The 13,185-nt window shown below is 53.9% G+C and carries 13 protein-coding genes; 5 read left to right on the top strand and 8 right to left on the bottom strand.

Annotation, left to right across the window (positions count from 1 at the left end; translation table 11 throughout):
• Window position 1 precedes the first annotated feature (1 nt).
• From PFER_RS08375 to PFER_RS08365, 3 genes are all read right to left on the bottom strand, one after another.
• Window positions 2-901: a coiled-coil protein gene (locus tag PFER_RS08375; RefSeq protein ID WP_048151169.1), complete on the bottom strand. Its 900-nt coding sequence runs from the start codon at window positions 899-901 to the stop codon at window positions 2-4.
• A 154-nt stretch (window positions 902-1,055) separates the two neighbouring features.
• Window positions 1,056-1,625, bottom strand: coding sequence for a YiiX/YebB-like N1pC/P60 family cysteine hydrolase (locus tag PFER_RS08370; RefSeq protein ID WP_052696211.1), 570 nt, complete (start codon window positions 1,623-1,625; stop codon window positions 1,056-1,058).
• Window positions 1,626-1,764: 139 nt separating this feature from the next.
• On the bottom strand, window positions 1,765-2,340 hold the full coding sequence (locus PFER_RS08365; protein ID WP_211255083.1) for a YiiX/YebB-like N1pC/P60 family cysteine hydrolase: 576 nt from the start codon (window positions 2,338-2,340) through the stop codon (window positions 1,765-1,767).
• Between the two features lie 179 nt (window positions 2,341-2,519).
• Between PFER_RS08365 and dph2 the strand changes: the two genes are divergently transcribed.
• The 5 genes from dph2 to PFER_RS08340 all read left to right on the top strand — a co-directional run bounded on the left by dph2 (window position 2,520) and on the right by PFER_RS08340 (window position 7,834).
• Window positions 2,520-3,566: a diphthamide biosynthesis enzyme Dph2 gene (gene dph2, locus PFER_RS08360; RefSeq protein WP_394296999.1), complete on the top strand. Its 1,047-nt coding sequence runs from the start codon at window positions 2,520-2,522 to the stop codon at window positions 3,564-3,566.
• Window positions 3,563-3,946, top strand: coding sequence for a hypothetical protein (locus tag PFER_RS08355; protein ID WP_048151102.1), 384 nt, complete (start codon window positions 3,563-3,565; stop codon window positions 3,944-3,946). The genes dph2 and PFER_RS08355 overlap by 4 nt, the downstream gene beginning before the upstream one ends.
• 40 nt (window positions 3,947-3,986) lie before the next feature.
• Entirely contained in the window at window positions 3,987-5,771 is a 1,785-nt protein-coding gene (locus PFER_RS08350; RefSeq protein WP_048151100.1) for a hypothetical protein, read from the top strand.
• A 121-nt stretch (window positions 5,772-5,892) separates the two neighbouring features.
• Window positions 5,893-6,504 (top strand): METTL5 family protein, encoded by a 612-nt coding sequence (locus PFER_RS08345; RefSeq protein WP_048151096.1) that lies wholly within the window; start codon window positions 5,893-5,895, stop codon window positions 6,502-6,504.
• Between the two features lies 1 nt (window position 6,505).
• A complete protein-coding gene (locus tag PFER_RS08340) occupies window positions 6,506-7,834 on the top strand; it encodes an RsmB/NOP family class I SAM-dependent RNA methyltransferase (protein WP_048151093.1) in 1,329 nt (442 codons plus the stop codon).
• Here the strand turns inward: PFER_RS08340 and PFER_RS08335 are convergent.
• The 5 genes from PFER_RS08335 to PFER_RS12190 form a co-directional block, all read right to left on the bottom strand.
• The gene (locus PFER_RS08335) at window positions 7,831-8,949 is read right to left on the bottom strand and encodes a mechanosensitive ion channel family protein (protein WP_245612515.1); all 1,119 of its coding nucleotides are present in this window, start codon (window positions 8,947-8,949) and stop codon (window positions 7,831-7,833) included. The two genes, PFER_RS08340 and PFER_RS08335, sit on opposite strands and share 4 nt — an antisense overlap.
• A 2-nt stretch (window positions 8,950-8,951) precedes the next feature.
• Window positions 8,952-9,593 (bottom strand): DUF432 domain-containing protein, encoded by a 642-nt coding sequence (locus PFER_RS08330; protein ID WP_048151091.1) that lies wholly within the window; start codon window positions 9,591-9,593, stop codon window positions 8,952-8,954.
• Between the two features lie 96 nt (window positions 9,594-9,689).
• Entirely contained in the window at window positions 9,690-10,787 is a 1,098-nt protein-coding gene (locus PFER_RS08325) for a hypothetical protein (RefSeq protein WP_052696210.1), read from the bottom strand.
• A gap of 61 nt (window positions 10,788-10,848) precedes the next feature.
• On the bottom strand, window positions 10,849-11,988 hold the full coding sequence (locus PFER_RS08320) for a hypothetical protein (protein ID WP_048151087.1): 1,140 nt from the start codon (window positions 11,986-11,988) through the stop codon (window positions 10,849-10,851).
• Window positions 11,985-13,169 carry a hypothetical protein gene (locus PFER_RS12190; RefSeq protein WP_048151085.1) on the bottom strand — a complete coding sequence of 395 codons (1,185 nt, stop codon included), beginning with the start codon at window positions 13,167-13,169 and terminating at the stop codon, window positions 11,985-11,987. The genes PFER_RS08320 and PFER_RS12190 overlap by 4 nt, the downstream gene beginning before the upstream one ends.
• Window positions 13,170-13,185: the final 16 nt, after the last annotated feature.

Below are 13,185 nucleotides of genomic sequence, written 5' to 3'. Positions count from 1 at the left end.
ATCACACTAGGTTGTACCTCTGGAGGAGCAGCAGCTCGTCCATGGTGAGCTTCTCGCCGCGTTTGAACTTCTCGAGGGCCTCAACGGCCTTTTCGAAGTTGCTGTCCTTCTTTGACCTCATCCTGGCGACCATCCTGTAGGCGATGAGCTCCTTGTGCTTGTCGTCGTACTCCCTGATCTTCCTCTCAATCTCGCGGAGGGCCTTCCTGACCTCACGGACCTTCTCGCGGAGCTCAACTACCTTGGCGTGGTACTCATCGGCCTCCTTCTTGACCTCCTTGGCTTTCTCAAAGTGCTCTATCATGCTCTCGTGGTACTGCTGGCTCTGGTTGGCGAGCTGCTTTATCTCAAGGTTTATAGCGTTCCTGGCCTTCTTGAGGTTCTCTATCTTCTTCCTAGTCTCCACGAACTTCTGGTGGAAGCGGTCGGCCTGCTGGAGTATCTCGAGCTCGGTCGCGAGAACCTGAATCTGATCAACGAGCTGCCTCTCCCTCTCGGGGGTGGCGGGCCTCGTCTGGAGCTCCCACTCGAGCTTCTCTATCTTCTTCTCTATCTGCTCCTTGGGCATGTTGAGCCTTCTGAGCTGCTTGTACTCGTCTCTCTTCGTTCTGTACTCAAGTATCTCCTGGTAGAGAAGGTCTAGCTGGGCGTTTATTTCTTCCTTGTTCTTTTTGAGCTCCTGGATACGAGCGTTAACCTCATCTCTCTTAGCCTTGAGCTCTCTCGCCTTCTCCCTCAAGGCCTTAACCTCATTATTCTTCTCATCTCTCTTCTTGATCCAGGCATCAAGCTCCTTCTGAAGCTCATCGAGCTTGGCCTGGATTTCCCTCTTCTCCTTCTCAAGCGCCTCAAGCTCCTGCTTTATCCTCTTTATTTCCTCTGGGTCCACTTTCACTTGCATGTCCATACCCCTTCTCCCTTTTTTAGAACAGGTAATCCTCTTCCCATCTTATTTGAGCCTTCAGGTTAGAAGAGTGCACATGTAAATAAAAACTTTTTGGATGTTGAAGACCATTTTTTTGTGGTTGAGAGCTGCCGTCAAAAATGAAAGGGGCTCATGAGGAATGGCGGTATATCTGGACGGTGTCCCCGTCGTCGTATATCTCCTGGGGCGCCACCCCCCACAGGTACCTCCATGAGAAGCGTGGATGTGCGTCAACGTCCGGGCCACCCGCCGCAATGTAAGCGGCCCAAACGAGCTCGGAGCAGTAGTAACTGCTCCCATACACCTGCTTCGTCCAGAGAGCGAAGTCATAGGGTTTACCAAGCTGGGCAAGGGCAAACTGGACGGCGTTTGCCTTAACCTCCCCCGAGGCCGAGACCCTGAGGATAGCTATATCGTCGTATCTCCCAATGTATTCGCGCAGGGAGATCACCCTAACCCCACTAAACCACGCCTCAACAACGTACCACTCGCCGTCCTCCTCGTAGGCAACGAGGGAAGTGTGTGTCCAGTAGCCGGGGATCAGCCAGTCACTATCGGGGCTGTGTCCCACGAGAATGTCCCCAACCATCACGTCCTCCGGGTACGGGTGTTCGTAGCCCCCACCGCCACCGCTAAAGGCAAAGGCCGAAGGCTGAAAGGCCAGAAAAAGGAGGAGCACGAACGGAAGGTACCTCTTCACGCTTATCCCTCCAAAGCTTTGTTAGAAGTTTGCTGTTGAACAATAAAAACCTTTGTATTATTCAAGAATATTTTGCTAAATTACGAAAATCTTCTGGACGTTAATCCAACAATGGCGCATAAAATTATAAGAAAAAAGCTCAGACGGAATGGTAGTATATCACGTATGTGTCCCCGTCGTCGTATACCTCCTGAGGTGCAACGCCGTTGAGGTACTTCCAGCTCCAGCCTGGGTTGGCGTCAATGTCCGGTCCACCTGCGGCGAGATAGGACGCCCAAACGAGCTCGGAGCAGTAGTAGCTGTCCCCATAGACCTGCTTGGTCCACCATCCCCAGTCATAGGGTTTCCCTAGCTGATTGTAAGCAAAATAGACCGCGTTCTGCCTCACGTAGTCGTTGGTGTTGACACGGAGGACTGCAACTGCGTCGTACCTCCTCATGAAATCTGAGAGAAGGACCATCCTGATTCCGGACTCCCACGCCTCTATTACCACCCATTCCCCGTAATAGTAGTCGTAGTACGCTATTATACCCGTGTGGGTCCAGTAACCGGGGATGAAGAGGTCGCTCTTCTCTCCGTGGCCTATCACTATGTCTCCGGGAACCACGTTCCACGGGTAGGGGTGGTAGTAGTTCCCTCCGCCACTGCTGGAAGCCGCCGCAGGGGTGGCGACAAACGCCATTGCCACCATCAATACAAAGACAACCGGCCTCATTCTCATTGTCATGCCTCCGAAGGGTTTTCCTACAAAATACTCATCCATGCTTAATAACGGTTACCATTTACCATCAATCGTCGTTGGGACATGAAATAATACGTTAATACACATATTTGGAGAATATCCATAAAATAGCCTTAAAAGGGAGGAGAAAAAAGAGAGGGGTGGTGAAGCTCATGGGTATTCACGATGTTAACGGGAGCGAGATTGTGAAGTTCCTGAGAGAGGTAAAGGCAAAGCGCGTGCTCATCCAAACCCCCGAGGGACTAAAGAGGGAGGCCCAGGAACTGGCGGATTTTCTCGGGGAGAACGGAATAGAGGCGATAATAAGCGGCGACATCAACTACGGCGCCTGCGACCCGGCCGATACGGAGGCCAGAAGGCTCGGTTGTGATGCGTTGATTCACCTCGGGCACTCATACATGAGACTCCACCTCGAGGTTCCAACACTCTTCGTGCCGGCCTTTGCGAAGGTTGATGTCGTCCCTGCTTTGGAGAAAAACCTCGAAGAAATCAGGAAGCTCGGTAGGAGGATAGCACTCGTTACAACCGCCCAGCACATCCACCACCTCGAGAGGATGAGGGATTTCCTTGAAAGGGAGGGCTTCGAGGTACTCGTAGGAAGGGGCGACTCGAGGGTTAGCTGGCCAGGTCAGGTTCTCGGCTGCAACTTCAGCGCGGCAAAGGTGGACGCAGAGGGGGTCCTCTTCATTGGAGCGGGCTACTTCCACCCTATTGGCGTCGCTATGGCCGTTAAGAGACCCACCCTCGCCATAAACCCCTACTCCGGGGACGCTATATGGATGGACAAGGAGGCGGAAAGGCTCGTTAGAAAACGTTGGGCCCAGATAGCAAAGGCGATGGAGGCTCAGAGGTTCGGGGTGATAACCAGCACCAAGAAGGGCCAGTTCCGCCTGGCAGAGGCGAAAAGAATCGTCAAGCTCCTCCGCGAGCACGGGAAGTACGCGAGGCTCTTGGCGATGAACCACATAAACTATCCCGCACTGGAGGGCTTCGATTTTGATGCGTACGTTGTCGTTGCCTGTCCTCGCGTGCCAATAGACGACTACGAGAACTGGAGGAAACCCGTGCTAACGCCAAGAGAGGTCGAGATACTCCTCGGCCTTCGTGAGGACTACGAATTCGATGAAATCCTTGGAGCGGAGAGGGGTGAAGACGAGCCGTTGGGCTTTTCACTGAGGGGAGGTGGGCAGGAGTCATGAACACGGACAGTGTCTTTCTGTTCCTCTCCATCCTCCTGCTGGTGCTCCTCTATTACGGCTTCATGAAAGTCTCCTTTGAGGTTTTCACGTACAAAAAGCCCTCCAGAGCCCTGCTCTTTCTAGTCTCCGTGGCTGCAGTCCTTCCCTCCCTGCGCGTGAGCTACGTCCTCGGCTTTCTAATCCTTCTCGCCTTTCTCGCCTACGAAAGGCTCTCCCTCCGGGAGGCGGTTGTGGTGGCACTAACTACTCAGTTCGGCTTCATGATAGGTATGGCCGTGACGATGGTGTTCTTGACCGGGGTTGGATTCGTGCTCAACATACCATCATTTAAAGTGAATATGTCCCCTGAAGATATAATCCGTTTTTTGAAGAAACCCTAACGAAAGTCGTATAAGTTCTGAGTTCGAACAATATCATGTAATGTCCTCAGAAAAGAATAATGTCGAAATGCTAAAGGAACACCTTGCCTCCTGGAAAATAGGGGAGGTCGTTAAGTTAGCTCTGAGTGATGATAGAATCTTGATAGAACTTTTTGGGCTCCTTCACGAGAAGGATGACAACATCAAGATCCGGGCGCTCATGGCCATTGAAGAAGTCCTGAATGCCCTGCCGGATGTTAAAAGGGCGTTCCTCATTGATAAATTCCTTGAGAACTTAATCAATGCCATGAAGAGCAACAATGACAGTGTTGCAGTGCACGCGCTCAGAGCAACCGCTGTGCTTATTGATGGAGTCCCACTTCTCCCTGATGACTTTATAACGCTCGCCAACACACTAAAAGACCTTGTGAATGCTAGGAGAAGTGAAGTGGTTTTCCTTGAGATACAACCAATCTACAAGAAAATGAAGTCAGCCACCTATACCCCCGAACTTATGAACATCATTTCCAGGCTCCTGACCTCAAGAAACCTCCGTCTTAAAGCCATGGGGCTTAGGCTCCTCTTCAATGCAGGTACATACACAAAAAAATCCTCCTTCATGAGATTGTTCTTCTCAGAAGTTCCGGAGATGCTCGGAAAAAGAGACATTCTACTTTCGGACTTTGTCCTTGACCTCCTCATAGAGGCTTCCCAATTTCACCTGAACGGTGAGATTATGGATGATGTTGCAAGGGCGCTGACTGCCGTCAAAAACGTCGCACTTGGCAAAATACCAGAGCTCAGGGAGAAGGCAAGGAGAGCCACTGAAGCCATTGAAAGGGCAATACACCGGTACTACCAGAACCATCCGGAGAAAGCTAAAGAAAAAATCCAGGAGCTTTTGATAAATGAGCGCTTTTACGAAGCGATTGATCTTGCCTTTGCCGTTGGTGATACCTATAGTCTAAACTGGCTCGAGAAGACGCTTGAAACGATGGAAAAGAAGAGCCTTGAGATAAACCAGCGTATCCTTCCAGGCCCTAAGTACCCGTCCGTACCACCCGAGAAAAAGTCCCAGCGCCACCTGAAACCACCAACACTCTCCCAGTTCAAGAGCCGCCGGAAGAGCTCCATAGAGATCGTCCTCAATGAGCCAAGGCCCGGAGGGGGCCTTAATGAGGAGGAAAAAGAGGAGCTTAAGCGCGCCCTAGAGACCGGTGAAGAGGGAAAGTTAATTGAGCTCTCGGAGAGAAGGCCCGAGGTTGTGTTTGAACTCACACATAAACTCGAGGGGGGAGACAAGTTCGATAAGATGGATGCCCTATGGGCCCTCTCAAGGCTCGCGGAGAGGCTAGATACCACGAGAGCCTTCATCCTAAGGACGGCGATGGAACCTCTCATGAATGTTATCTCCTCAAAAAACAGGTGGATGCGCCTCAGGGCAGCCAAAACCCTCGCCATCCTTGCATCAAAGGCTCCCTACGGAGACGAGGTGGTTGGTCGCTTCCTCGAGGACTACCTCTCTGGGAAAGAGGAGAAGGTTGTGTCCGCCCTAGAGTTCTTCAGTTACTACTTCGATAGGGGATGGGACGAGAAGACGGCAAGGGTCGTGCTCTCACGCCTCCAAGAGTACCTTGAGAAGGAGGCAACGCGTTTTGACGCCCTCCTCACACTTGAGACACTGGTAAGGTCTGCTCCAGTGGAGAAAGCACACCTATTCCGGCCATTCGTTGAGAAGCTGAAGAAAATCAAAAAGACCGCCTCACCCGACGAGCAGAAGCTCGCGATAAGGATTCTGGAGAGTATTTCGGAAAAGGCAAAAGAGCTCGTCCACACGAATTCATAATCCTAATAAAAACTGGTGCATCTATTGCATGGCCCGTTTTTACCTCCGTCACTAGCCCTTCCGCAAGATTATAAAGCGCTCATGCTAAGCATGTTTCAGGGCCTACTAAGAGGTAGCAGGCATGAAGAAAAAGCACCTCGCGATGACACTCTCGAGACTAAGGGGGTTCAGCAACCCCAGGCCGGAACTGGAACAGTACAGGACTCCCGGGGACGTTGCGGCGGAGCTCCTCTGGTTAGCGTACTCCCTCGATGAGGTTGAGGGAAAGGTTATCGCCGATTTGGGGGCCGGAACCGGGGTCTTGAGCGTGGGCGCGGCCCTCCTGGGAGCTGAAGTCGTCTACGCGGTCGAGAAGGACAAAAAGGCCCTCGAAATCGCCCGGGAGAACGCGCGCTCGCTTGGCGTTGAGGATGGAATCGAGTTCATAAACGCGGACGTCTCCGAGTTCTCGAAGAGAGCCGATACAGTCATTATGAACCCCCCATTCGGCAGTCAGAACCCCCACGCCGACAGGCCCTTCCTCCTCAAGGCCTTCGAGGTGAGCGACGTTGCCTACTCAATCCATCTCGCAAAGCCGGAGGTGAGGGGCTTCATAGAGGCCTTCACCCGGGACAACGGTTTTAAAATCACCCACCGCCTAACCCTACCGTTCGAGATTCCCGCGCAGTTCCGCTTCCACCGGAAGAGGCTCGAGAGGATAATGGTTGACGTGTACAGATTTGAGAGGGTGTGAGATGGGAAAGCTCAAGCTCAGCGACAGGCAGCTCTACGCACTCATTGAGGCCGTTAAGCTCGGCGAGGAGGTAAAGCCCAGCCAGCAGGCGAAGAGGAAGGCCTTCGCGAAGTACAAAATCGATGGCTGGGAGAACTCGAAGCTCACCGGAGTATTCTACTCACTCCAACGGCGCCTCGGCCTGATAGACGAGATAATAGCTGAGCTCGTCGGCGTTTCTCCCCTCATCCTCGACCCCTGGTTGAGGGCGGCTTTGAGAGTAGCAATAGAGGTGGCCGTCTTCCGCGACCCCAACGAGAAGACCATCCAGCACCTCAGAGGTTTGGCTCAGTTTCTCTCCAAGAAGACCCATCCCTACGTTGGCTATTACTACTACGACCTCCTGCCGAGGATTCTCGAATACGTGCCCGTGATAGACTCCGAAGAGAAGCGGCTGAAGTGGGACTACCTCTTTCCGGAGTGGTTCATAGCGAGGATGCGTGGCCTTCTTGGTGATGAAGATGAGGAGCTCCTCAAGGCGCTCAACGAGACGCTCCCAACGAGCATAAGGGTGAACCGCCTGAAGGCGAGCGTTGAGGATGTTGAGGGTTACCTGAGGAAGAAGGGCGTCCGCTTCGAGAGGAGCGAGAGGATTGATACCGTCATCAGAATCCTCGACCCCTTCAACCCCGAGTGGCTCTTCAATAAAGGCTGGGCCATAGCACAGGAGGAGGCCGCGGCAGCTGCTTCCCTCGTTCTCGAGCCGAAGCCGGGTGAAACGGTGGTTGATTTGGCGGCGGCCCCCGGAGGAAAAACGGCCCACATGGCCGAACTCATGAACAATAAAGGCAAAATCTACGCCTTCGACGTGGATAAAAGCAGAGTGAAGCGCATGAAGGAAGTCCTGAAGAGGACGGGAGTTGAAATAGCAGAGACCACCAAAGCCGACGGCAGGAAAGCTCCCGAAATTCTCGGCGAGGAGATAGCGGACAGAGTGATGCTCGATGCACCGTGCACCAGCGACGGAACGATAGCGAAGAACCCCGAACTGAGGTGGCGCCTCCGCGAGAAGAACATTCCCAGGGTAGTTGCCCTCCAGAGAGAGCTCATAGAGAGCGCCTGGAGGCTTTTAAAGCCTGGAGGAAGGATGCTCTACTCGACCTGCTCAATGCTTCCTGAGGAGAACGAGGAGGTTGTGAGGTGGTTCCTTGAAAGGCATCCTGAGGCCGAGCTTGTGCCATTGAAGGGCCCCTACGACCCCGGCTTCCTCGAGGGAACTATGAGGGCTTGGCCCCACAGGCACAGGACGATAGGCTTCTTCTACGCGCTGATAGAAAAGAGAGGGGATTAAGAGTTTCTCCCTTCCCTTTCAGGTTCCTCTACCCTCACCCTCAGCTCCTCCGCGAACCAGTTGACCCTCTGCGGGAACGGTATCTCTATACCCTCCCCCTCAAGGGCCTCCTTGATCTTCTGGAGGAGGTGGTACTTCGAGCGAAGGAGGTTCTGGCCCAGCCACAGGTCGCTGGGAACCCACGCCCAGATCGTTATGTTGACGGAACTGTCCCCGAGCTCCCTCACGTAAACCCTCGGCTCCGGCTCCGCCAGGACTATTGGCTCATCTTCTAGGACCTTCATTATAACGTCTATCGCCCTCTGGGCGTCCTCTTTGTAGGCTATCCCAACGTTTATTTCGGCCCTTCTGGCCGGGTACCTCTGGAGGTTTATTATCTCGCTGTTGAAGAGCCTCTCGTTTGGAATCCTGACGAGTGTTCCATCCCACTGCCTTATCCTCGTGGAGAGGATTCTGATATCATGGACGATGCCCTCAAAGTCCCCTATTCTCACGGCGTCCCCTATCTTGAGGGGCCTGTCGAAGTACATGAATATGCCCGAGATGAAGTTCGCTACAACAGTCTGGGAGGCAAAACCCAGGATGATACCCGTTATCCCAGCCGCTGCCAGAAGCGTCGTGAGCTTCCCTGTGAAGCCTGCTATGTTTAGGGCTATGAAGAACGCCAGGGTGACCATGGTGTAGTAGAATAGTTTCGCCTTGACCTGAACCTCCGGGAGCTTCTGCCTCGAAGAACGCATTATCATGTAATCCTTGGACTTCCTGGCGAGGAGATATGAGAAGTAGAACACTAGAAACGCCGTGAGCAGGTTGCTCACGCTCGCCCCCGCAATCTCAAGGGAGAGAATCCCGAGGGCGTCGAGCGCGTAAACGGTGGCCACCACAACTATGAGGTTGTGGAGTGTCGAGGCGGTGTCCTCGTTTATTATCCAGACGTACTTCGTTGTCGTGCTGAGCCGGAGGAGGTACCCCCTAAGGAAGCGCGCGAAAATAAGTCCGATCAGGAAAAGTATGAGCGCCCTGGCTACCACACCTACCGTTATTCCGAAGAGCAGGGTCTGTGCAAAGGCCCCCTGCTCCCAGAGGGAAGTGACGTTTCCCACAGTGGAGTTCACGCTCACCACCTCATCATGAAGTTCGGAAGTGAGTGGCTCTCACCCACGGCCTCGAGCCCATCCACGGGCGGCTTTCCGGTGTTGTTGACCTCGGGCATGTGGTTTTTCAGCACAACGATTAGGAGGGGGTAGTAGGCCCTCTCGGCGGTGTAGTACATGGTGGTTCCCCTTATCGGCACAACTATCCTCTCGATGGACTTCCACTCGTTCGAGGGGTTGGACATCCGAACTCTCGCCACGCCTATCGAGTCGGGCTCCCTAGTGTCGAAGTCGCTCACGTGATAGCGGCAGATGACTCCCGCCTCGAGCGTCCCGTAGAGGGCGTACTTCTCCTTTCCGGGGATGAAGCGGTCCACCTGCAGGTTCCCAATCTTTACGCTTACCTCTACGGGGGCGCTGACAAACCCATCAATGGACTCCCTGGGAGGCAGGGCAATGGGAGATTTGAGCTTTATCATGAGAAGCCTCACGCCGTAGCCCTCCGCCGGAGCGGGCAGGATTTTGAGTTTCTCTCCGCTGACCTTGATGAGCCTCTCAACATCATCCCTGCGGTATCTGAGAAGACCCCCCCTCTCCTCGAGGAGGTGGATTTTAGTGTCGGCTATTTTAATGAACTGGGTTCTCAGCTCGTGCTCTCCGAACATGAAGAAAGATGGTCTTTGGAAGATTTAAAGTTTTGTCCATAACCGGCCCACTCCCGAGTTAACGGTATGCTCCGAAAGAAAAGGGGGCGAAAAGGATCAAACCTTCTCAAATCCCATGTCCTCGACTTTGATGTGCATGAAGATGTTGGTGCCGCTGTCCTGCGAGATGAACACTCCCTTGGCCTCTATTGGAATCGGGAGGTTTGCCGCTATGGTCGCTTCACCCTGACCCGTCGCCCCACCAAAGACGTAGTTCCACTTTACGTTGGAGACCCTGAATCTCTTGCCCCCGAGGGTCACCGTTCCGTCGGGGTTTATCTCGTAGTTGTACTGCCAGCCCATGATCCCCCAGCTGCCCTGAGAGGGTTTATAGATGTTCTCCTCCTCCAGAGCCGTCCAGAAACCGAAGTAGTAGAGGGTGTACCAGCCAAGGTAGAGATCCTCTATGTCTGGTACGTTCGAGAGCATATCAACGTCGCCCTCCTGATAGGGCGTTGCGCTCATCTCCCCCACCGCGGCGGGGTTGTAGAAGGCGAACTCCTGGTTACCGTACTTCACCCATACGCCTATCGCGTTACCCGAGCCGGCGTACATGCTGTAGTAGATCGTCGCGAACTCCAGAGTTGGGAACAGGAAGAAAAGATCTGTGTCCTCGCTCCTCTGTTTTACCCATACCTTGAACTCCAATGTGGAGTTCATCTCCTCGGCGTTTACCGGTGTCACCTTGCCGTAGTACTCGTAGGCGTCGAACTCCCCGAGGTCAACCTTCTCCTGCTCTCCGGTCTCCATGTTTATGTTCATCCCGTAGACGTGTATTCTCGTTTTCCCGCGCTTCTTCTCGACTTCGTACTCGTAAATCGGGGCCCCTTCCTCCTTTCTTATCCTGAGGCTGTACTTAACGTAGGTTATGAGGTAGCGCTCTCCCCCTATATTCACGGGTTTATACGCGTCCCAGGGGTTGATCCACGAGGCGTAGTCCCCCGTCTCAGTTTCCGTTTGACTCTGTGTTTCCGTGTAGGACTGGGTGGGGCTCTCCGTATAGGAAGAAGACTGGCCCTCGGTGTAGCTCTCTATCGCACTGCTGGCCTGCTCTTTAATGGTCTCCGTGACCTTGCCCCCTCCTATACAGCCACTTCCGCCCACAAAAACCAACAGGACCAAAAAGATTACAAATAACGACCTAAATCTCTTCATACTCCCACCTTCCCCGTGACTCATTTAAAATATTCGCACCCAAAATATTTAAACATTCACATTAATCCCCGATGTAGAGCCAGTACCTCCCGTATCCATCGGAGACTAGCATGGCCCTTCCATCGTCGCTCAGCCTTACGAAGTCTGCCCCAGGGGCTTCCACGCTGAAGACCTCGTGGAAGTCCTTGAGAGAGTAGCAGCGCAGAAAGTCATCGTCCTTCATGACAACAAAGTTCTCGTTTGCGAACTTCGGAAAGCCGGGGAGTGTTCCCACCTCGGTGAGGTTCCACGTGAGGACTGAGGTGTCCTCGAGGGGCTCGTTCCTGAAGAGGTACTTCCCGGTTGCGAGGAGGCCCTTCGTCTTGAAGGTGTAGCCCTTCTTCTCGGCCAGAAGGGTTCCGTTGAGATCGTAAACCTTGAGGTAGCCGTTCTCGCTCACTATGAGCCTATCATTGTAGGCTATAACGTTGCTCGTGTTTAGACTCAAAATCCCCGAGCCCTCCTTGAAGATAAGGCCAGTATCGTCCCTCGTGAGCACGACCACACCCGTGTCCGAAACCCCTGTTAGAACATAATCGTCTCCATCAAGTGTCATCTTAGCCCCGTCACAGTAAAGCTCCTGCCTCGTAGCTTCAGCCGTCACGAGGTAGCAGAGGTGGTTTCCGCTTGGGGAGCGAACTATCTGGTCGGACATGCTTCCTCCCCAGCCGTGCCTCTCCTCTCCGACCTTTCCATTCCAGGAGTACTTTCTGACTCCGGCGAACTCCTCGTATTTGGCCAGGACGTAGGCAACGCCGTCTTTGATGGCCACTCCGGAGATCGTTGGCTGGACGTTATCCCCTTCCCACACCTTGAGAGCCGTGCTCTCCCCGTTTGGTTTAACAAGGTAGAGAACTCCTCTGTCCCAGCCAATAACGGCGGCAAGGCTTCCGTCCGGGCTGAGGTCCATGAAAGGAACGCCCCCTGTGGAAACGTTCCAGGCGAGCGTCATGTTCCATGTTTCAGGGGTTTTGGGTGTGGTGGCCGTTGTAGTGGTCTCTTGGGTCTGGGTAGGGTTCGTTGAGCTTGAAACCTGTGATGAATGGCTACTCGTTGTGGTTAGGCTTTCCACCTGCGTCGTGCTCCCCTGTCCTCCAGAACCAACGCACGCCGCTGAGATCACAACGAGCGAAAGCAAAAGAAAGAGAAGGAAACGCCTCATCCACTCACCTTCTCGAGCTTTAGGTCCTCAAGCTTGAGGTAGGCGTAGATGACGGTTGTCTTCCCGCTATCCTCATCTTTGTAGGAGTAATGGCCATCCCCCTCGACGAGGAGCGGCAGGTACGGCGAAAACTTACCGCTTCCCTGGAGTTTCACTCCCTCAACGGTTCCCTCGTAGCTCCACTGGAAGTCAACGAGTTTGAAGGACTTTCCGTCGTAGGTGGCGCTTCCATCCGGCTTGGTGCTCCACTGCCAGCTGTGGCCCTGGCCATCCGTCCAAACTCCGCTCTGAGGCACGAGGACGTTTGTATTTTCCCAGCTGTACCATACCCCCATGTGAAGCGTCGCCAGCCAGCCGATGTAGAGGTTCACGAGGTCATCGTTGAGCTCCTCAAAGGTATCCTGGTCGCCCTCGAAGTAGGGGAAGAGGCCGCCCTGGAAGGGAGCCGGGTTCATGAAGAGGAAGCTGCCCCCTTTGTATTCAAACTTCATTCCCACGAAATCGCCGCCCGAGCCCATTGGTGAGACGTAACTCATCCACATGATATCCCATGGGTAGAGAAATGCCTCACTGTTGTTGGAGACGAACCACACGGTTATTGTGAGTTTGTCGTCCATGTTCTCCGCCTTCACAGGCGTGACAACGGTGGTGTAGGCGTAAACCTCCTGTTCGCCGAGGTCAACCTTGTTCATCTGCATGTCCTGGCCGTATACGTGGACCTTTGTCTTCTCGACGCTTTTCTCGATGATGTACTCGTAAACCGGCGAACTCTGGTTCGGCTGGACCTTGTAGTCGTACTTGTAGTAGGTTATCAGATAGGATTCCCCACCGAGGTTGATGGGGGCGTACTCCCACGGGTGCTCCCAGTAGGCCTCCTCCGTAGGGGTGGTGGTAGTGGTAGTCGTTGGCGTGGGTGTTGCGGTTGTGGTGGTAGTGGTCGTTGTTGAGGTTGTAGTTGTGGGGATTGGGGTGCCCGTCGCGGTGGTGTGGGTCGTCGTTGTGGGGCCAGATGGCGTGCTGGTCGTGGTGGTATGGGTTGAGCTCGTACTCCAGCTCGGGGTTTCCGTCGTGCTCGGCACAGCTGAAGAAGATGTGGTTTCCCCGCCTCCCCCGATACAGCCGGCTGAAATAACGCTCCCGAGTAGCATCAGCACCACAAGGGTCATCAGAGTGCGCTTCATGGCCATCCCTCCAAAC

Source organism: Palaeococcus ferrophilus DSM 13482 (assembly GCF_000966265.1).
GTDB classification, from domain to species: Archaea; Methanobacteriota_B; Thermococci; order Thermococcales; family Thermococcaceae; genus Palaeococcus; species Palaeococcus ferrophilus.
Note: the sequence above shows the minus strand (reverse complement) of the source record. Positions and strands in the feature narration are given on the sequence as shown.

Excerpts from the sequence above, each read along its gene's own strand:
- PFER_RS08375 (WP_048151169.1), bottom strand. The coding sequence starts at position 901 with ATGCAAGTGAAAGTGGACCCAGAGGAAATAAAGAGGATAAAGCAGGAG.
- PFER_RS08365 (WP_211255083.1), bottom strand. The coding sequence starts at position 2,340 with ATGAGGCCGGTTGTCTTTGTATTGATGGTGGCAATGGCGTTTGTCGCC.
- dph2 (WP_394296999.1), top strand. The coding sequence starts at position 2,520 with ATGGGTATTCACGATGTTAACGGGAGCGAGATTGTGAAGTTCCTGAGA.
- PFER_RS08355 (WP_048151102.1), top strand. The coding sequence starts at position 3,563 with ATGAACACGGACAGTGTCTTTCTGTTCCTCTCCATCCTCCTGCTGGTG.
- PFER_RS08350 (WP_048151100.1), top strand. The coding sequence starts at position 3,987 with ATGTCCTCAGAAAAGAATAATGTCGAAATGCTAAAGGAACACCTTGCC.
- PFER_RS08345 (WP_048151096.1), top strand. The coding sequence starts at position 5,893 with ATGAAGAAAAAGCACCTCGCGATGACACTCTCGAGACTAAGGGGGTTC.
- PFER_RS08340 (WP_048151093.1), top strand. The coding sequence starts at position 6,506 with ATGGGAAAGCTCAAGCTCAGCGACAGGCAGCTCTACGCACTCATTGAG.
- PFER_RS08330 (WP_048151091.1), bottom strand. The coding sequence starts at position 9,593 with ATGTTCGGAGAGCACGAGCTGAGAACCCAGTTCATTAAAATAGCCGAC.
- PFER_RS08325 (WP_052696210.1), bottom strand. The coding sequence starts at position 10,787 with ATGAAGAGATTTAGGTCGTTATTTGTAATCTTTTTGGTCCTGTTGGTT.
- PFER_RS08320 (WP_048151087.1), bottom strand. The coding sequence starts at position 11,988 with ATGAGGCGTTTCCTTCTCTTTCTTTTGCTTTCGCTCGTTGTGATCTCA.
- PFER_RS12190 (WP_048151085.1), bottom strand. The coding sequence starts at position 13,169 with ATGAAGCGCACTCTGATGACCCTTGTGGTGCTGATGCTACTCGGGAGC.